The following is a 17,404-nucleotide window of genomic DNA, read 5'->3' on the forward strand; positions in this document are numbered from 1 at the left end:
GACAACAAAAGAGGGAGCACGATGGCCACAGCCGCGTCCAAGGGAATCAAGGAATTTGTCTTCGAGTGGGAAGGCAAGGATCGCAACGGCAAGATCATTCGAGGCGAAACCCGGGCCGGAGGCATCAACCAGGTCCAGGCAATGCTGCGCCGCCAGGGCGTGCTCCCCAGCAAGATCAAGAAGCGCCGTACGCGCGGTGGCAAAAGAATCAAGCCCAAGGACATCGCGCTGTTCACGCGCCAGATGGCCACGATGATGAAGGCTGGTGTCCCGCTGCTGCAGGCCTTCGACATCGTCGGGCGCGGCAACACCAACCCCAGTGTGACGCGCCTGCTGGCCGATATCCGCTCCGACGTGGAGACAGGCACCTCGCTGAATGCGGCCTATCGCAAGCACCCCATGTACTTCGATAGCCTCTACTGCAATCTGGTGGAGGCCGGGGAAGCGGCCGGTATCCTGGAGGCCCTGCTCGATCGGCTGGCCACCTATATGGAAAAAACCGAGGCCATCAAGTCCAAGATCAAGTCCGCCTTGATGTATCCGATTTCGGTGGTCGTCGTGGCTTTCGTCGTCGTGACCATCATCATGATCTTCGTGATTCCCGCCTTCAAGGAAGTGTTCACCTCCTTCGGCGCGGATCTGCCGGCACCGACGCTGTTCGTCATGGGCATCAGCGACATCTTTGTTCAATGGTGGTGGGTGATCTTCGGCGTGATCGGAGGCGGCTTCTACTTCTTCATGCAGGCCTGGAAGCGCAATGAGCGCATGCAGCAGTTCATGGATCGTGCAATGTTGAAGATGCCGGTCTTTGGCGTGCTGATCGAAAAGTCCTGCGTTGCGCGCTGGACGCGCACGCTGTCGACCATGTTTGCGGCAGGCGTTCCGCTGGTCGAGGCACTGGATTCCGTCGGCGGCGCCTCCGGGAATGCCGTCTACGCCAATGCCACCGAGAAGATCCAGCAGGAAGTCTCCACCGGCACCAGCCTCACGGTAGCCATGACCAATGCCAACGTCTTTCCCTCCATGGTGCTGCAGATGTGCGCCATCGGCGAGGAATCCGGCTCCATCGACCACATGCTTGGCAAGGCGGCCGATTTCTACGAGGAGGAGGTCGATGACATGGTGGCTGGCCTGTCCAGCCTGATGGAGCCCATCATCATTGTTTTCCTGGGCACCCTCATCGGCGGCATCGTGGTTTCGATGTATCTGCCCATCTTCAAGCTGGGTCAGGTGGTCTGATGGTTTTGGAACTCTGGATGCAGGCTGCATTGGGCGGCCTGCTGGGCCTGTTGGTCGGCAGCTTTCTCAACGTGGTGGTGCACAGGCTGCCACGCATGATGGAACAGCAATGGAACGCGGAATGCGCCCAATGGGCACAGGAGCAGTCCGGTGCTGTACCTCCCTCTGCTGCTGCGACTGACCCTGCCGAGGCTCCCCTGAGCCTGAGCCGCCCCCGCTCGCGCTGCCCGCATTGCGGCCATGCCATCCATTGGTACGAGAACATTCCCGTGCTCAGCTATCTGGCACTGCGGGGCCGGTGCTCGGAATGCAAGGCATCGATCAGCATCCGCTACCCGCTGGTGGAACTGGCCTGCGCTGCGCTATTCGCCTACTGCACGATGCAATGGGGCATCACGCCCACAGGCGCTGCCTGGTGCCTTTTCAGTGCAGCCTTGCTGAGCCTGGCATTGATCGACTGGGATACCACACTGCTCCCCGATGACATCACCCTGCCCTTGCTGTGGGCCGGGCTGCTTTCATCGGCACTGCACTGGACCGCCGTGCCTCTGGCCGACGCGGTCTGGGGTGCCGCAGCGGGCTATCTCTCGCTATGGCTGGTCTACTGGGCCTTCAAGCTGGTCACCGGCAAGGAAGGCATGGGCTACGGCGACTTCAAGCTGTTTGCCGCGCTGGGGGCCTGGTTCGGCTGGCAGGCTCTTGTGCCCATCATCCTGCTCTCGTCCGTGATTGGCGCCATCGTGGGCATTGCGCTGAAGATCAACAGCCGCCTGCGCGAAGGTGGCTATGTTCCCTTTGGCCCCTTTCTTGCGGGCGCCGGCTTTGCCGCCATGGTGTTCGGACCCCAGCAGATGCTGCAATCCCTGTTGGCGGCCATCGGTCTTTGATCCGACACTGCGGCATGGAATCCAGCAACGCCCTGCCACCACGTCCGAACCCGCGCCCGTTCCGGCTGGGCCTGACCGGCGGCATCGGCAGCGGCAAGAGCACCGTGGCCGCACAGCTTGCCTTGCGCGGAGCAAGCATCATCGATGCCGACCAGATCTCGCGCAGCCTCACCGCCCCGGCAGGCGCCGCATTGCCCGAGATTGCGCGCAGCTTCGGACCTGAACTGATCGACGCGAACGGTGCTCTGGACCGTGCGCGCATGCGCGAACTGGTCTTCCAGCAGCCTGCCGCACGCCAGCAGCTGGAAGCCATCATCCACCCCCTGGTGGCTCGGCAAACGGCCCTTGAAGTCCAGCAGGCCACCGATGCCGGATGCGCGCTCATCGTGCATGACATCCCGCTGCTTGTGGAATCCGGCCGCTGGCCTGCCCTGCTCGATGCCGTGCTGGTTGTGGACTGCCGGACGGAAACGCAGATCGCACGCGTCATGGCCCGCAACGGATTGCCCCGCGATGCCGTGCAAGCCATCATCACCGCCCAGGCCACCCGCGCGGCACGGCTGGCGGCTGCTGACTGGGTGATCTACAACGACGAAGCCATGACGATAGAGGCTTTGCACGCCTGCACCGATCGAATCTCGGCATGGTTCGGGCTATGATGCACGCCATGGCTTGGCCTGTGCGTGTAATTCAGCATGTGCACGACGTAGACAGCTGATTCCTGAGCACCCCGAGGAGCCCAGCAAGCGTGATCCTGTACGAATATCCTTTCAATGAGCGCCTGAGGACCTACCTCAGGCTGGAGCAGCTGTATCGCCGCCTGGGCGAGCTGCTGTCGCGTGCTCATTCCATCGATCACCATTTCGCGCTGGTCACCATCTTCGAGATCATGGACGTGGCAGCACGCACCGACCTGAAGACGGACGTGCTCAAAGACCTCGAACGCCACAAGAGCCTGCTCGACAGCCTGCGCGGCAACCCCGATATCGCCGAGCACATGCTCGACCAGGTGTCCCGCCATGTGGAGCAGTGCTTTGCCCAGCTCAATGCCCAGAACGGAAAGGCCGGCCAGTCCCTGACCGACAACGAATGGCTGATGGCCGTGCGCAGCCGCATCGGCATCCCTGGCGGCACCTGCGGTTTCGATTTGCCGGCCTATCACGCCTGGCAGTTCCATGACCCCCAGGTGCGCCTGCGTGATCTTGAGGACTGGGCCAGCACACTGACCCCGCTGGGTCAGTCGCTGCAGCTGCTGCTCAAGATGCTGCGCGAAACCGGCGTGCCGCAATGGGTGGCCGCAGAAAAGGGCGTGTTCCAGCAGGCCATGCCGCCCGGTCGCAGCTTTCAGCTGCTGCGCCTTCGCATAGACCCGGCATTGAATCTTGTTCCGGAAATCAGCGGCAACCGCCTGCTGGTTTCGGTGCGCCTGCTTCGCCCCGAGAGCGGCGCCAAACCCCAGCCTTGCAGCGAAGATGCCTCGTTCGAGGTCACGCTTTGCAGCTGATGAAAAAGACTGCCGGCATGTCCACGAAAGCCACGCCCTCTGTCGATGCATCATCCACATCCGCAGGGCCCACGGTGCGCTGCCCGACCTGCAGCGGCCCCAGCCTGTTCGCGCCGGCCAACCGCTTTCGGCCCTTTTGCAGCGAGCGCTGCTACCAGATCGACCTGGGAGCCTGGGCCAACGAGGAATTCCGCGTGCCTGCGCCCATGCCTCCCGAGGATTCGCCCTTCGGCGATCCTCGCACTGAACCCTGATCAGGCCTGTTCAGACTTTCGGTTGGCCTGCCTCGTAGAAGCCGGCATCAAAAGGCAGCCCGCGTTCCTCGCTGAGCCATTGCAGCACCGGATAGGCGCCAGGCAGCACCGGCTGCACCTGCAGCGGAAGTTGCTGCCAGGCCATCTGCTGGCCTTCTCGCATCTCGAACTCCCCGCTCCAACGCGTGATCTTGCACCAGTGCAGGCGCACCAGGGCATGCGGATAGTCATGCTCGGTCACCTTCCAGACGGGGGCTGCTGCGATCTCGACGCCCAGCTCTTCCTGAAGCTCGCGACGCAATGCCTGCTCCACGGTCTCGCCGGATTCGATCTTCCCGCCAGGGAACTCCCAATAGCCGGCATAGGGCTTGCCAGGCGGCCGGCTGGTGATCAGCAGCGCGCCATCGGACTCGCGCAGGAGCACGCCAACGGCGACTTCGGTGTGCTTGCGCTGGGCCGGCGCTTGAGACGGCGGTTGAGACTGGGCAGCATCGGCGCCGGTGTTCAGGGAGATTTCTTTTTCAGTCACTTGATCTTTCGCAAAAAACCGCCCGGCCCCAAGGCCGGGCAGCAGGCTTGTCAGAGCTCGGCCTCTTCGGCCAGCCCATGGACATCGGCGATGCCGGTCTGGCGCTGGTTCGGGCGCTCGGCGCGGCCCGCATAGTCACGGGCGAACTGATGGGCCACACGGCCGCTGCGCGAGCCACGCTCCAGCGCCCAGACCAGGGCCTCAGGACGCGCGGCCTCGATCGTGGCCTGGTCCAGTCCCAGGGCCTCCAGCCATTGCGCCACCACGCGCAGGTACTCGTCTTGGCTGAAGGGATAGAAGCTCACCCACAGGCCGAAGCGCTCGGACAGGGAGATCTTTTCCTCAATCACCTCGCCGGGATGCAGCTCCCCATCCTCGCCGCGCTGGTAGGTCAGATTCTCGGACTGGTACTCCGGCAGCAGATGGCGGCGATTGCTGGTCGCATAGACCAGCACGTTCGGGCTGGCGGCGCTGACCGATCCATCCAGAATGGACTTCAGGGCCTTGTAGCCAGGCTCGCCTTCCTCAAAGCTCAGATCATCGCAATAGATGATGAACTTCTCGGGCCGGCCGGCCACCACATCGACGATGTCGGGCAGGTCGGTCAGATCGGCCTTGTCCACCTCAATCAGGCGCAGCCCCTGCGCAGCAAAGGCATGCAGGCAGGCACGGATCAGCGAGGATTTGCCCGTGCCGCGCGCGCCGGTGAGCAGCACGTTGTTGGCCGTGCGGCCGGTCACGAACTGCTCGGTGTTGCGCGCAATCTTGTCCTTTTGCACATCGATGTTCTGCAGGTCGGACAGTTGCATGGCGCCGACGTGGCGCACGGGCTCCAGCAAACCGCAGCCGTTGGCGCGCTTGCGATAGCGCCAGGCGATGGCGGTATTCCAGTCTGCGGGGGATTGCAGCGGCTGGGGCAGGATGGCCTCGATGCGCTGCATCAGCTGCTCGGCGCGCTGCACGAGTTGCAGCAAGGGGGCGGCGACGGCTTCTGTGGGCAATGTCATGGATGTCTCTCGAATACGGATCTCACGGCTGCCGACGCTGGATATACCCGGGAATCGAGATGGATCTCATGCCAACGCCAGAGCTTTTGCGCGCCGGCCGCCATTGAAAGCTGGCAGCAGCCAGGCACAAGGCCTGCGGCTGCCGGCGGCACGGTGGGTGGAGAGTCAGGAGCGGTAGTCGGCGTTGATGCTCACGTAGTCGTGGCTCAGATCGCAGGTCCACACGGTCTGCTCGGCCTCCCCTCGGCCCAGTAGCACGCGCACGATGATCTCCTGCTGCTTCATCACGCGCTGGCCGTCTTCCTCCTGATAGGCAGGATTGCGGCCGCCATTGACTGCGACATGTACATCGTTCAGGTACAGGTCGATCTTGGTCTGGTCCAGATCATCGATGCTAGCATAGCCCACCGCCGCGAGGATGCGGCCCAGGTTAGGGTCGCTGGCAAAGAACGCCGTCTTGACCAGGGGCGAATGCGCGATGGAGTAGGCCACCAGGCGGCACTCGGCCTCGGTCTTGCCACCTTCCACCTTGACGGTGATGAACTTGGTGGCACCTTCGCCATCGCGCACGATGGCCTGGGCCAGCAAACGCGACACATCCAGCAATGCAGTCTTCAGAGCCTGGCCTTCGGCGCTGGTCAGCGAAGTGATCGGCGCATTGCCGGCCTTGTGCGTGGCCACCAGCACAAAGGAATCGTTGGTCGACGTGTCGCCGTCGATGGTCACACGGTTGAACGAGCCGTCGGCCAGTTCCTTGACCAGGGGCTGCAGCAGCTCGGGAGCGATGGCCGCATCGGTGGCCAGAAAGCCCAGCATGGTCGCCATGTTGGGGCGGATCATGCCCGCGCCCTTGCTGATGCCGGTGATGCTCACACGCTTGCCGCCAATGTCCACGGCCCGGCTGAAGGCCTTGGGCAGCGTGTCGGTGGTCATGATGCCCTCGGCAGCCGTGCCCCAGTTGTCGGCCTTGGCTGCGGCAATGGCGGCCGGCAGGCCGGCTGCAATGCGGTCCACAGGCAGCTCTTCCATGATCACGCCAGTGGAGAACGGCAGGATCTGCTCGGGCTTGAGCTGCAGCAGCGCTGCCAGATCTGCGCAGGTACGGCGCGCACGTGCCAGGCCGTCGGCGCCAGTGCCTGCATTGGCATTGCCTGTGTTGATGACCATGGCACGGATGGCGCCCGCTGTCTGAACCAGATGCTCGCGGCTGACCTGCACAGGCGCTGCGCAGAAACGGTTCTGTGTGAACACGCCAGCCACCGAAGCGCCCTCGTCGAGCAGGAACACGGACAGGTCCTTGCGGTTGGCCTTGCGCACACCGGCTTCGGTGACGCCGATGCGAACGCCGTCGATCGCCAACAGGTCGGCGTGCACGGGAGCGGAGAGATTCACAGGCATTGAGGGGCTTCCTACAGTGAAAGAAAAACGCGCTCCATTATCGGAACAAACCGGAGCGGCACGTATTTCATCGACCTTAAAAAAGAAAACGGCACGGAGTGCATCCGTGCCGTTTTCCGTGTCTTGCGGTGTCTTACGACGCCCGCCGCATCACGACAGCTTGCCGTGGCACTGCTTGTACTTCTTGCCGCTGCCGCAGGGGCAGGGATCATTGCGGCCCACGCGAGCGCCTTCGGGCAGCTCCAGCGGCTCGTCTTCGACGGAGCCGCCGATGTCGCCATCCGACGGAGCGCCATAGGTCATGTGCTCCAGGCTGTGGGCGCTGCGCTGCTCCAGGGCCTCGGTGGCCTGCTCCACCTGTTCGCGCGACTGCACCTGCACGGTCATCAACACGCGCGTGACTTCGGTCTTGACCTGGTCGATGAGCTGGCGGAACAGCTCGAAGGCCTCGCGCTTGTATTCCTGCTTGGGCTGCTTTTGCGCATAGCCGCGCAGGTGAATGCCCTGGCGCAGATAGTCGAGTGCAGACAGGTGGTCACGCCAGTTGGTGTCGAAGCTTTGCAGCAAGACGGCGCGCTGGAATTGCGTGAAGTTCTCGCGGCCGATCAGCTCGACCTTGGCATCGAACACTTCACGGGCGGCCTGCAGCACCTTTTCGAGGATTTCCTCGTCGGTGATGGCGTGCGCGGACTGCACCTGCGACTGCAGCGGCAGCTGGATGCGCCATTCGCTTTCCAGCGCCTTTTCCAGACCGGCCAGGTCCCACTGCTCTTCCATGGACTCGGCAGGAACGTACTGGCGCACCAGATCGGACACCACGTCGTCGCGCATCACCGTGATCATCTCGTACAGGTCCGAGGCGTCGAGGATCTCGTTGCGCTGCTGGTAGATCACCTTGCGCTGGTCGTTGGACACGTCGTCGTATTCGAGCAGCTGCTTGCGGATGTCGAAGTTGCGGGCCTCGACCTTGCGCTGCGCACCTTCGATGGAGCGGGTCACGATGCCGGCTTCGATGGCTTCGCCATCGGGCATCTTCAGGCGGTCCATGATGGCGCGCACACGGTCGCCCGCGAAGATGCGCATCAGCGCATCGTCCAGGCTCAGGTAAAAGCGCGAGGAGCCGGGATCGCCCTGGCGGCCCGAACGGCCACGCAGCTGGTTGTCGATACGGCGCGATTCATGGCGCTCGGTGGCGATGATGCGCAGGCCACCCAGGGCCGAGACCTTGTCGTGCTCGATTTTCCAGTCGGCGCGCATTTGTTCGATGCGCTGCTGGCGTTCGGCTTCGGACAGGGATTCATCGGCCTCGACAGCAGCCACCTGCTTTTCGATGTTGCCACCCAGCACGATGTCGGTGCCGCGGCCGGCCATGTTGGTGGCGATGGTGATCATGCCGGGACGGCCGGCCTGGGCCACGATGTCGGCCTCGCGCTCGTGCTGCTTGGCGTTGAGCACCTGATGGGGCAGGTTTTCCTTGTTGAGCAGCTCGTCGATGATTTCGGAGTTCTCAATCGAAGTCGTGCCCACCAGCACGGGCTGGCCGCGCTCATGGCATTCACGGATATCGCGGATCGCCGCCTCGTACTTCTCGCGCGTGGTCTTGTAGACACGGTCGAGCTGGTCGTCGCGCTTGCTGGGACGGTTGGGCGGAATCACCATGGTCTCGAGACCATAGATTTCCTGGAATTCGTAGGCCTCGGTATCGGCCGTGCCCGTCATGCCAGCCAGCTTGCCGTAGAGACGGAAGTAGTTCTGGAAGGTGATCGAGGCCATGGTCTGGTTCTCGGCCTGGATGGTCACGCCTTCCTTGGCCTCGACCGCCTGGTGCAGGCCGTCGCTCCAGCGCCGGCCAGCCATCAGGCGGCCCGTGAACTCGTCAACGATGACGATCTCACCGTTCTGCACCACATAGTGCTGGTCACGGTGGTAGAGGTTGTTGGCACGCAGCGCCGCGTAGAGATGGTGGACCAGGGTGATGTTGGCCGGGTCGTACAGCGAGGCACCCTCGGCAATCATGCCGGCGTGGCCCAGCAGGCGCTCTGCGGCCTCGTAGCCCTGGTCGGTCAGGAACACCTGGTGGCTCTTCTCGTCCACGGTGAAGTCGCCGGGCTTGGTCACGCCTTCGCCGGTGCGCGGGTCGGCCTCGCCTTCCTGGCGCACCAGGTTGGGAACGATCTTGTTCATGGCCACGTACATGGCCGTGTGGTCTTCGGCCTGGCCGCTGATGATCAGCGGCGTGCGGGCCTCATCGATCAGGATGGAGTCCACCTCGTCGACGATGGCGTAGTTGAGCACGCGCTGAACGCGGTCGCCCGACTCGTAGACCATGTTGTCGCGCAGGTAGTCGAAGCCGTATTCGTTGTTCGTGCCGTAGGTGATGTCGCTGTTATAGGCGGCCTGCTTTTCCTCGCGCGGCATGTTGGGCAGGTTGATGCCCACCGACAGTCCGAGGAAGTTGTACAGCTTGGCCATCCAGGTCGCATCGCGATTGGCCAGATAGTCGTTCACGGTCACCACGTGCACGCCATTGCCCGACAGTGCGTTCAGGTAGACCGGCAGCGTGGCGGTCAGCGTCTTGCCTTCGCCGGTGCGCATTTCGGCGATCTTGCCGTAGTGCAGCGCCATGCCGCCCAGCAGCTGAACGTCGAAGTGGCGCATCTTCATGACGCGCTTGGAGCCCTCGCGCACCACGGCGAAGGCTTCGGGCAGCAGGTCGTCCAGCGACTCGCCCTTGGCCACACGTTCCTTGAACTCCTGCGTCTTTGCACGCAGAGCCTCGTCGCTGAGCTTCTCGTAGTCGGGCTCCATCGCATTGATGCGAACAACCGTCTTGCGGTATTGCTTGAGAAGCCGATCGTTTCGGCTGCCGAATAGTTTGGTGAGGAAGTTGGTGGCCATGCGAAAAAGACACACCGCCGCCCGCTGAAGCGGACTGCGGTGTGCCTGGAATCCCTAGATTGTTGGATTTCAGATGGGGCCGCTCCACCTGCCTGCAAGTGCTCTTCTGAAGAACACATGCGACCGGGCCGAAGCGAGAACCGAACAATTGATTCTAACTGCCTCTGTCCAACCCTCTCTCAGGCAGGCCGACGCATGCAGCCGCACAGCCCCGAACCCGAATCCCCGGACCCGCGCCACCCCGCAGATGCTGCTATAACGACCCCCTGGGCCGGCGCATGCCAACGCTGCCAGTCCAGCCCTTCAAACCCATGACCTTCACACGCCGCCACCACGCCGTCACCGCCCTGCACGCCGTCGAGAACTCGCCCACGCTGGCGCGGCTCGCACAGCTCACCCGGGACTCCAGCAATCGCCTGACGGCCATCCTGCCCCTGGTGCCGCCGCTGCTGCGCGCCAGCCTGCAGGCAGGCCCCATCGAGGGCAGCACCTGGTGCCTGCTGGTGCGAAACAATGCGGCCGCCGCCAAGATCCGCCAGTTGCTGCCCGCCATGGCCGCCCACCTGCGCACCAAGGGATGGGATGTGACCGAGATCCGGCTCAAAGTGCAGGCCTGATCGGCCGCTGAAACAAACGCGGCCAAAAATGAAGAAAGCAATGAAAAAAGGCCTCCGAAGGAGACCTTTTGGTGCCGGTTGTCGGATTCGAACTGACGACCTACCGCTTACAAGGCGGGTGCTCTACCAACTGAGCTAAACCGGCGAAGCACGAATTCTAGCGCAGAAAAAGACTGCTTCAGCCGTTCCCGGCGTCTGCGAACACGCTTGCGCGCGTGATCGCAGGCCCGGGGTGCGAAAAACCTACTTCACCAGCTTCAGCGAGGGCCGCGTGCCCGATGGCGGCGGCGTGCGCGGGGGCTCTTCATCATCGCCCTCGTTCTGGATACTCACCAGCTGCACCACGCGTTCGTCGGCAGCGGGCTCAGCCGGCACTTCAGCAACTGCGTCCTGCGACACGGGCTCATCGGATTCCTGCTCGACCGAAACTTCGTTGTCGTTGTCGTTGTCGTTGTCGTTGTCGTTGTCGTTGTCGTTGTCGTTGTCGTTGTCGGCATCCGACTCCGGCGCCGGGAAAGCCATGCCTTGGCCGGTCTCCCGTGCGTAGATGGCCATCACCTGCTCGACAGGCACCATGATTTCGCGTGGCTTGCCGCCAAAGCGGGCCGTGAAGCTGATGAAGTCATTGCCCATCTGCAGGCCGCTGGTGGCGTCGTAGCTGACGTTGAGCACGATCTCGCCGTCGCGCACAAACTCGCGCGGCACCTGCACGTTGCGGTCCACGCGCACTGCGATGTGGGGTGTGAAGCCGTTGTCGGTGCACCACTCGTACAGGGCCCGGATCAGGTAGGGGCGGGTGGAAGTTGCTTCGGGGGCAGTCATGACGATCCCAGGAAAAGAGTGGTCGTAATACGAAAACGGGCAGGATGGCGACCGGTTGACCGCCTTCCCTGCCCGCGCAATCAGTCGTCAACCGATGCGAATTACTTGCGCATCACCTTCTCGGAAGGCGTCAGCGCTTCGATGTAGGCAGGGCGCGAGAAGATGCGCTCGGCGTACTTGAGCAGCGGGGCGGCGTTCTTGGACACCTCGATGCCGTAGTAGTCCAGGCGCCACAGCAGCGGGGCAATGGCCACGTCCAGCATGGAGAAGTTCTCGCCCAGCATGTACTTGTTCTTGAGGAACACGGGAGCCAGTTGCGTCAGGCGGTCGCGGATGTGGGCGCGCGCCTTTTCGATGGCCTTTTCGTTGCCCTTGACGTTGCGCTCCTCGAGCGTGCTCACGTGCACGAACAGTTCCTTCTCGAAGTTCAGCAGGAACAGGCGCACGCGGGCGCGGTCCACCGGGTCGCCGGGCATCAGTTGGGGATGCGGGAAACGCTCGTCGATGTACTCGTTGATGATGTTCGATTCGTACAGGATCAGGTCGCGCTCGACCAGGATGGGCACCTGGCCGTACGGGTTCATCACGCTGATGTCTTCAGGCTTGCTGAACAGGTCCACATCGCGGATCTCGAAGTCCATGCCTTTTTCGAACAGGACGAAACGGCAACGGTGTGAAAAGGGGCAGGTCGTTCCCGAATAAAGCACCATCATGGTGGAGGCTCCTAAAAATCAAAAAGAGTGGGTCGCTCGCGGCGCCCACTCTGCACACAGTTCAGCCGTGCAATCGCTTGCACGACCTTCTGCAGTCACGGTTTTATTTGACGTCTTTCCAGAACGCGGCGTTGAGGCGCCATGCAATGAAGATGAAGACCGCCAGGAAAAGCAGCACGCCCACGCCAATGCGGATGCGGCTGTTCTGTGCCGGCTCACCCATCCATTGCAGGTAGTTCACCAGATCGCCAACTGCCTGATCGTACTGCACTGGGCTCATGGAGCCGGGAGAGACCTGCTCCCACCCCTTGAAAACCTGGGTCTTCACGCCGTGCTCTTCGGCTTCTTCGAAGATGGCACGGCGCTCGCCCTGCAGTTGCCACAGTGCATGGGGCATGCCCACGCTGGGGAAGGCCAGGTTGTTCCAGCCCGTGGCCTTGGTGTCATCGCGGTAGAAGGTGCGCAGGAAGGTGTAAAGGTAGTCGGCGCCCGTGCCGTTGTGGCCTGCGCGCGAGCGCGCGATCACCGTCAGATCCGGCGGATTGGCTCCGAACCACTCCTTGGCTTCCTTCGGGTTGATGGCCGCCTTCATGGTCTCGCCCACCTTGTCGGTGGTGAACAGCAGGTTGTCCTTGATTTCCTGCTCGGTCAGTCCGATGTCCTGCAGCCGGTTGAAGCGCATGAATGCAGCCGAGTGACAGCTCAGGCAGTAGTTGACGAACAGCTTGGCGCCGTTTTGCAGCGATGCCGTGTCATTGGTCTTGCCCGGGGCCTTGTCCCAGGCGATGCCGCCTTCGGAAGCCTGTGCACCGGTCATGATGCCCAGGGCCGCGATCAACGTGAGAATCAGTTTCTTCATTGTTGTTCTCTCCAGCTTCAGTGCGGCTTGAACGTCACACGATCGGGAACGGGTTTGGTCTTGCCCAGGCGGCTCCACCAGGGCATCAGCAGGAAGAAGCCGAAGTAGAACAGCGTTCCGACCTGGGACACGCGCTCGCCGATGGGCGAAGGCGGCTGCACACCGAGATAGGCCAGGATCACGAAGTTGATCACGAAGATGCCGTAGAGGTACTTGTGCCAGCTCGGACGGTAGCGGATGGACTTGACCGGGCTGCAATCGAGCCAGGGCAGCGCGAACAGGATGATCACGGCGCCACCCATCACCAGCACGCCCCAGAACTTGGCGTCGATGGACAGCATCATGGCGATGACGCCCAGGGCCACGATGGCGACCACGCCCTTGACGGCCGCCGGCAGGCGCGACTTGAGCACGCCAAAGCCCGCACCCAGCAACACGCAGGCGATCAGCACATACATCATCTCGCTGGTGATGGCACGCAGCATCGAGTAGAACGGCGTGAAGTACCAGACCGGCGCAATGTGCGAAGGCGTCTTCAGCGGATCGGCCGGGATGAAGTTGTTGTACTCCAGGAAGTAGCCGCCGAACTCGGGCGCGAAGAACACCACGGCCGAGAACAGGAACAGGAACACCGTCACGCCGAAGATGTCGTGCACCGTGTAGTAGGGATGGAAGGGGATGCCGTCCAGCGGGTGGCCCTTGGCGTCCTTGGGCGCGTTGGGACCCTTGATCTCGATGCCGTCCGGATTGTTGGAACCCACATCGTGCAGCGCCAGCAAGTGGGCCACGACCAGGCCCAGCAGCACCAGGGGCACGGCGATCACGTGGAAGCTGAAGAAGCGGTTGAGCGTGGCATCGCCCACCACATAGTCACCACGGATCAGCAGCGCCAGGTCAGGGCCGATGAAGGGGATCGCCGAGAACAGGTTCACGATCACCTGGGCGCCCCAGTACGACATCTGGCCCCAGGGCAGCAGGTAGCCCATGAAGGCCTCGGCCATCAGCACCAGGAAGATGGCGCAGCCGAAGATCCAGACCAGTTCGCGCGGCTTGCGGTACGAACCGTACAGAAGGCCGCGGAACATGTGCAGATAGACCACGACGAAGAAGGCCGACGCGCCCGTGGAGTGCATGTAGCGGATCAGCCAGCCCCAGGGCACATCGCGCATGATGTACTCGACCGAGGCGAACGCCTTCTCGGCGTCCGGCTTGTAGTGCATCACCAGGAAGATGCCGGTGACGATCTGGATCACCAGCACCAGCAGTGCCAGCGAGCCGAAGATGTACCAGAAGTTGAAGTTCTTCGGAGCGTAGTACTCCGACATGTGCACACGGTAGGCGTCGAAAGCCGTTGGAAAACGGTTCTCGAACCAGTTCGTGAGCTTGGCGCCCGCAGGCGCGTTCGGATCGATGTCCTTGAATTCGTGGGCCATTGTTCTTGTCTCCCTCAAGCCTTGTCTTCACCAATGAGGAGCTTGGTCTCCGACAGGTACATGTGCGGTGGCACCTGCAGGTTGTCGGGGGCCGGCTTGTTCTTGAAGACACGGCCAGCCATGTCAAAGGTCGAGCCATGGCAGGGGCACAGGAAGCCGCCCTTCCAGTCATTGGGCAGCGAAGGCTGCGCGCCGGGCTGGAACTTGTCGGAAGGCGAGCAGCCCAGGTGCGTGCAGATGCCGACGACGACCAGCACTTCGGGCTTGATCGAGCGGGCTTCATTCATCGCGTAGGGCGGCGTGAACTCTTCAGGGTGGCGCTTGGATTGGGGATCGGCCAGCTGGCTGTCCAGCTCGGGCAGTTCCTTGATCTGTTCCGGCGTGCGCTTGATGATCCAGACTGGCTTGCCGCGCCACTCGACCGTGAGCTTCTCGCCGTCCTTGAGTGCGGAGATATCGACCTCCACTGCAGCCCCGGCGGCCTTGGCCTTCTCGGATGGCTGGAAGGTGCTCACGAACGGGACGGCTGTCGCCACGCCGCCCACCGCGCCAGCACACGCCGACGTGATGATCCACGTCCGCTTGCTGGAGTCGATTGGAGTGTCACTCATGGGGTTCCTCGAACTACGTCGCTTGAGTTGGGGTCAACAATAAATTGTAGCGGGGCGAGTATGGTTATTCCATACCGACTCCGACATTGACAGGCTCCAAAGCCGCGCAATACTGCGCTATCTCAAACTCTTTCCAGATGGAGCCAGCCATGGGCATGATGCAGGAATTTCGTGAGTTCGCAGTTAAGGGAAACGTGGTAGATCTCGCCGTGGGCGTCATCATCGGCGGAGCGTTTGGCAAAATCGTCGATTCCGTGGTAAACGACCTGATCATGCCGGTCGTTGGCCTGGTTTTCGGCAAGCTGGACTTCTCCAATCTGTTCGTGGTGCTGGGCAGCGTGCCCCCCGGAACAGCGATGACGCTCGATGCCCTCAAGAAGGCCGGCGTCCCCGTATTTGCCTATGGGAACTTCATCACGGTGGCGGTGAATTTCATCATCCTGGCCTTCATCATTTTCATGATGGTCAAGCAGATCAACCGCCTGCGCCGCGAGGCCCCGGCCGCCCCCGCGCCGGCCCCCGTCACACCTGAAGACATCGTGCTGCTGCGCGAGATTCGCGACAGCCTCAAGCGCTGAAATTCGTGTTTTGACGCAAATCAAAACGCCCGTGGCATGGTTGCCACGGGCGTTTTCCATTACTGCAGACTCCCGATGCTTGGGCTAGCCATTCAAGCCGCCAATTTGCGCGCCATTCGCACGGACTCAATCAGACTGCTCGCCTCTGCAAGACCCTGCCCTGCAATATCAAAAGCCGTGCCGTGGTCCGGGCTGGTGCGCACCAGCGGCAGCCCCAATGTGACATTCACGCCCTTTTCCACGCCCAGGTACTTCACGGGAATCAGTCCCTGGTCGTGGTACATGGCCAGCACCACGTCGAACTCGCCGGGGTGGCCGGGCGCATTGCGGGCGCGCATGAACACCGTATCGGGCGCAAAAGGTCCGTGGGCGTCCAGGCCCTCAACACGCGCCTGGGCGATGGCCGGGGCGATGATCTCGACCTCCTCGCTGCCGAACAGGCCGCCCTCGCCCGCATGCGGGTTCAGCCCTGCCACACCGATCCGCGGCGGGCGGCCCAGGCTGCGCGACAGGGCCTCATGCGTGATGCGCAAGGTCTGCAGCAGGTTGTCCTTCGTTACCGCATCGATCGCCTTGCGCAGCGAGGTATGGATGCTGACCAGCACCGTCCGCAACTCATCATTGGCCAGCATCATGCGCACCGGCATGCGGTCCAGGCCCACACCCGCATGCTGCGCAGCCTCGAACTGCAGCAGCTCGGTATGACCAGGAAAGTCCACGCCCGCAGCATGCAGCGCCTCCTTGTGCAGAGGCGCCGTCACAAGAGCCGCGATCTCGCCGCGCAAGGCAGCCCGCGCGGCCCAGACCACGCAGCGCGCAGCCGCGTCACCGGCGCTGGCACTCACCTGGCCCCAGGGCGCAGGACCGGGCAGCCCGGGCAGCTCCAGCAAAGGGATGCAATGGGGCGGCACCTGCCACAGTTGCTCAGCGGACTCGATGACGGCCACGGGCATGGGAATGGCGTTGTCGCCATCGCGCGCACGCGCCGCCACGGCGGCTGCCCGGCGCAGCGTCTGCAACTCGCCGACGACGAAGCAGCCGCGCATCTGCTCGGGCGCGCCCATGAACGCCTTGGCGATGGTCTCGGGCCCCACCCCGGCAGAGTCGCCCTGGGTGATGGCCATCAAAGTCGTGGACTGTGTGGAATCAGGCATTTTCAGTATCCGGATCAGGCAAGCCGGTCATTCGCGCCGCGCTTGCAGCAAAAGGCCTCGCCCCCTGGGCGGGCCAATAGTGGGCCACTAACAGGCCAGCATCAGGCCGGATTGTCGATCTCGATGAAACGGTGCTCCAGCCCCAGCTCCAATGCCACCTGCCCCGCCAGGGCCGGCGCACCATAGCGCTCGGTCGCATGGTGGCCGGCAGCCAGGAAGGCCACGCCCGTCTCGCGCGCCAGGTGCGCCTGCGGCTCGGAAATCTCGCCCGTGATGAAGGCATCGGCCCCAGCGGCAATCGCGGCCTCGAAGAAACCTTGCGCGCCGCCCGTGCACCAGGCAATGCGGCGAATGGGGCGCAGTCGCTCTCCTCCCACGCAGACAGGCGTGCGCCCCAGCGCCTGCTCCACATGCCTGCCCAGCGCCGCCGCGTCGGCAAACTCCGCCGCGGCCATCCAGCCCAGGTTCTGCTCGCCAAACGTTGCCTGGCCCTCAAGCCCCAGCTGCACGCCCAACTGCGCGTTGTTGCCCCATTGCGGATGGGCATCCAGCGGCAGGTGATAGGCAAAGAGATTGATGTCATGGGCCAGCAGCAGGCGGATGCGCTCCTTGAGCCAGCCCGTGATGCGGCCATCCATGCCGCGCCAGAACAGGCCATGGTGCACGAAGATGGCATCGACCTGCGCCTCGATGGCCGCCTCGATCAGCGCGCGGCTGGCCGTCACCCCGCTGACGATGCGGCGGATCTCGCCGCGCCCCTCCACCTGCAGGCCGTTGGGACCATAGTCCTTGAAGCGCTCGGGCTGCAGCAAACCGTCGAAGTGGGCCAGGAGTTCTTGTCGCGTGGTGCTCATGAAAGGATTGTCAGCGATCCATGCGGCGCCCAAGAAAAAGGGCAGCC

The 17,404-nt window shown here is 63.1% G+C and carries 18 protein-coding genes and 1 tRNA gene; 7 read left to right on the top strand and 12 right to left on the bottom strand.

The genetic code is table 11. The annotated features are described in order from the left end of the window. Positions 1–21: 21 nt before the first annotated feature. The 5 genes from BO996_RS25960 to BO996_RS25980 all read left to right on the top strand — a co-directional run bounded on the left by BO996_RS25960 (position 22) and on the right by BO996_RS25980 (position 3,884). Positions 22–1,239 (top strand): type II secretion system F family protein, encoded by a 1,218-nt coding sequence (locus BO996_RS25960; protein ID WP_071956730.1) that lies wholly within the window; start codon positions 22–24, stop codon positions 1,237–1,239. Next, complete coding sequence (locus BO996_RS25965) at positions 1,239–2,126, top strand: prepilin peptidase (RefSeq protein WP_071956731.1); 888 nt, start codon at positions 1,239–1,241, stop codon at positions 2,124–2,126. Before BO996_RS25960 ends, BO996_RS25965 begins: the two co-directional genes overlap by 1 nt. A gap of 14 nt (positions 2,127–2,140) precedes the next feature. After that, on the top strand, positions 2,141–2,785 hold the full coding sequence (gene coaE / locus BO996_RS25970; RefSeq protein ID WP_071956732.1) for a dephospho-CoA kinase: 645 nt from the start codon (positions 2,141–2,143) through the stop codon (positions 2,783–2,785). Positions 2,786–2,874: 89 nt separating this feature from the next. After that, the gene (gene zapD, locus BO996_RS25975; RefSeq protein WP_012207290.1) at positions 2,875–3,630 is read left to right on the top strand and encodes a cell division protein ZapD; all 756 of its coding nucleotides are present in this window, start codon (positions 2,875–2,877) and stop codon (positions 3,628–3,630) included. A gap of 17 nt (positions 3,631–3,647) precedes the next feature. Next, a complete protein-coding gene (locus BO996_RS25980) occupies positions 3,648–3,884 on the top strand; it encodes a DNA gyrase inhibitor YacG (protein WP_156898007.1) in 237 nt (78 codons plus the stop codon). A gap of 10 nt (positions 3,885–3,894) precedes the next feature. On the opposite strand, the gene BO996_RS25985 is transcribed toward BO996_RS25980, so the two are convergent. The 4 genes from BO996_RS25985 to secA form a co-directional block, all read right to left on the bottom strand. Further along, on the bottom strand, positions 3,895–4,413 hold the full coding sequence (locus BO996_RS25985; protein WP_065345741.1) for a (deoxy)nucleoside triphosphate pyrophosphohydrolase: 519 nt from the start codon (positions 4,411–4,413) through the stop codon (positions 3,895–3,897). 50 nt (positions 4,414–4,463) lie between these two features. Beyond that, complete coding sequence (locus BO996_RS25990; RefSeq protein WP_071956733.1) at positions 4,464–5,420, bottom strand: ATP-binding protein; 957 nt, start codon at positions 5,418–5,420, stop codon at positions 4,464–4,466. Between the two features lie 165 nt (positions 5,421–5,585). Continuing rightward, on the bottom strand, positions 5,586–6,818 hold the full coding sequence (argJ, locus tag BO996_RS25995) for a bifunctional glutamate N-acetyltransferase/amino-acid acetyltransferase ArgJ (RefSeq protein ID WP_043822311.1): 1,233 nt from the start codon (positions 6,816–6,818) through the stop codon (positions 5,586–5,588). 150 nt (positions 6,819–6,968) lie between these two features. Then, positions 6,969–9,716, bottom strand: coding sequence for a preprotein translocase subunit SecA (gene secA / locus BO996_RS26000; protein ID WP_013800813.1), 2,748 nt, complete (start codon positions 9,714–9,716; stop codon positions 6,969–6,971). Between the two features lie 311 nt (positions 9,717–10,027). Here secA and BO996_RS26005 point away from each other — a divergent pair, with 311 nt between their 5' ends. Further along, positions 10,028–10,333, top strand: a complete 306-nt coding sequence (locus tag BO996_RS26005) for a hypothetical protein (RefSeq protein WP_034396930.1) — start codon at positions 10,028–10,030, stop codon at positions 10,331–10,333. Between the two features lie 69 nt (positions 10,334–10,402). Here the strand turns inward: BO996_RS26005 and BO996_RS26010 are convergent. The 6 genes from BO996_RS26010 to petA form a co-directional block, all read right to left on the bottom strand. Beyond that, positions 10,403–10,478: transfer RNA gene (locus tag BO996_RS26010), tRNA-Thr, on the bottom strand. 98 nt (positions 10,479–10,576) lie between these two features. Continuing rightward, complete coding sequence (locus BO996_RS26015; protein WP_071956734.1) at positions 10,577–11,155, bottom strand: ClpXP protease specificity-enhancing factor; 579 nt, start codon at positions 11,153–11,155, stop codon at positions 10,577–10,579. A gap of 101 nt (positions 11,156–11,256) precedes the next feature. Further along, the gene (locus BO996_RS26020) at positions 11,257–11,868 is read right to left on the bottom strand and encodes a glutathione S-transferase N-terminal domain-containing protein (protein WP_012207298.1); all 612 of its coding nucleotides are present in this window, start codon (positions 11,866–11,868) and stop codon (positions 11,257–11,259) included. A 103-nt stretch (positions 11,869–11,971) separates the two neighbouring features. Beyond that, positions 11,972–12,727 (bottom strand): cytochrome c1, encoded by a 756-nt coding sequence (locus BO996_RS26025; RefSeq protein ID WP_012207299.1) that lies wholly within the window; start codon positions 12,725–12,727, stop codon positions 11,972–11,974. Between the two features lie 17 nt (positions 12,728–12,744). Beyond that, positions 12,745–14,160 carry a cytochrome b gene (locus tag BO996_RS26030; protein ID WP_013800811.1) on the bottom strand — a complete coding sequence of 472 codons (1,416 nt, stop codon included), beginning with the start codon at positions 14,158–14,160 and terminating at the stop codon, positions 12,745–12,747. Between the two features lie 14 nt (positions 14,161–14,174). Beyond that, positions 14,175–14,771 carry a ubiquinol-cytochrome c reductase iron-sulfur subunit gene (petA, locus tag BO996_RS26035; RefSeq protein WP_012207301.1) on the bottom strand — a complete coding sequence of 199 codons (597 nt, stop codon included), beginning with the start codon at positions 14,769–14,771 and terminating at the stop codon, positions 14,175–14,177. A 149-nt stretch (positions 14,772–14,920) separates the two neighbouring features. Between petA and mscL the strand changes: the two genes are divergently transcribed. After that, complete coding sequence (gene mscL, locus BO996_RS26040; protein WP_012207302.1) at positions 14,921–15,349, top strand: large conductance mechanosensitive channel protein MscL; 429 nt, start codon at positions 14,921–14,923, stop codon at positions 15,347–15,349. Positions 15,350–15,441: 92 nt separating this feature from the next. Here the strand turns inward: mscL and pdxA are convergent, their stop codons facing one another. Both pdxA and BO996_RS26050 read right to left on the bottom strand, forming a co-directional pair. Next, on the bottom strand, positions 15,442–16,503 hold the full coding sequence (gene pdxA, locus BO996_RS26045) for a 4-hydroxythreonine-4-phosphate dehydrogenase PdxA (protein ID WP_071956735.1): 1,062 nt from the start codon (positions 16,501–16,503) through the stop codon (positions 15,442–15,444). Between the two features lie 101 nt (positions 16,504–16,604). Beyond that, on the bottom strand, positions 16,605–17,357 hold the full coding sequence (locus BO996_RS26050) for a Nif3-like dinuclear metal center hexameric protein (RefSeq protein ID WP_071957220.1): 753 nt from the start codon (positions 17,355–17,357) through the stop codon (positions 16,605–16,607). Between the last annotated feature and the right edge of the window lie 47 nt (positions 17,358–17,404).

Origin of the sequence: Delftia sp. HK171 (assembly GCF_001886655.1) — a bacterium.
GTDB lineage: Bacteria > Pseudomonadota > Gammaproteobacteria > Burkholderiales > Burkholderiaceae_C > Comamonas > Comamonas acidovorans.

Excerpts from the sequence above, each read along its gene's own strand:
- BO996_RS25960 (WP_071956730.1), top strand. The coding sequence starts at position 22 with ATGGCCACAGCCGCGTCCAAGGGAATCAAGGAATTTGTCTTCGAGTGG.
- BO996_RS25965 (WP_071956731.1), top strand. The coding sequence starts at position 1,239 with ATGGTTTTGGAACTCTGGATGCAGGCTGCATTGGGCGGCCTGCTGGGC.
- coaE (WP_071956732.1), top strand. The coding sequence starts at position 2,141 with ATGGAATCCAGCAACGCCCTGCCACCACGTCCGAACCCGCGCCCGTTC.
- BO996_RS25980 (WP_156898007.1), top strand. The coding sequence starts at position 3,648 with ATGTCCACGAAAGCCACGCCCTCTGTCGATGCATCATCCACATCCGCA.
- BO996_RS25990 (WP_071956733.1), bottom strand. The coding sequence starts at position 5,420 with ATGACATTGCCCACAGAAGCCGTCGCCGCCCCCTTGCTGCAACTCGTG.
- argJ (WP_043822311.1), bottom strand. The coding sequence starts at position 6,818 with ATGCCTGTGAATCTCTCCGCTCCCGTGCACGCCGACCTGTTGGCGATC.
- secA (WP_013800813.1), bottom strand. The coding sequence starts at position 9,716 with ATGGCCACCAACTTCCTCACCAAACTATTCGGCAGCCGAAACGATCGG.
- BO996_RS26005 (WP_034396930.1), top strand. The coding sequence starts at position 10,028 with ATGACCTTCACACGCCGCCACCACGCCGTCACCGCCCTGCACGCCGTC.
- BO996_RS26015 (WP_071956734.1), bottom strand. The coding sequence starts at position 11,155 with ATGACTGCCCCCGAAGCAACTTCCACCCGCCCCTACCTGATCCGGGCC.
- BO996_RS26020 (WP_012207298.1), bottom strand. The coding sequence starts at position 11,868 with ATGATGGTGCTTTATTCGGGAACGACCTGCCCCTTTTCACACCGTTGC.
- BO996_RS26025 (WP_012207299.1), bottom strand. The coding sequence starts at position 12,727 with ATGAAGAAACTGATTCTCACGTTGATCGCGGCCCTGGGCATCATGACC.
- BO996_RS26030 (WP_013800811.1), bottom strand. The coding sequence starts at position 14,160 with ATGGCCCACGAATTCAAGGACATCGATCCGAACGCGCCTGCGGGCGCC.
- petA (WP_012207301.1), bottom strand. The coding sequence starts at position 14,771 with ATGAGTGACACTCCAATCGACTCCAGCAAGCGGACGTGGATCATCACG.
- mscL (WP_012207302.1), top strand. The coding sequence starts at position 14,921 with ATGGGCATGATGCAGGAATTTCGTGAGTTCGCAGTTAAGGGAAACGTG.
- pdxA (WP_071956735.1), bottom strand. The coding sequence starts at position 16,503 with ATGCCTGATTCCACACAGTCCACGACTTTGATGGCCATCACCCAGGGC.
- BO996_RS26050 (WP_071957220.1), bottom strand. The coding sequence starts at position 17,357 with ATGAGCACCACGCGACAAGAACTCCTGGCCCACTTCGACGGTTTGCTG.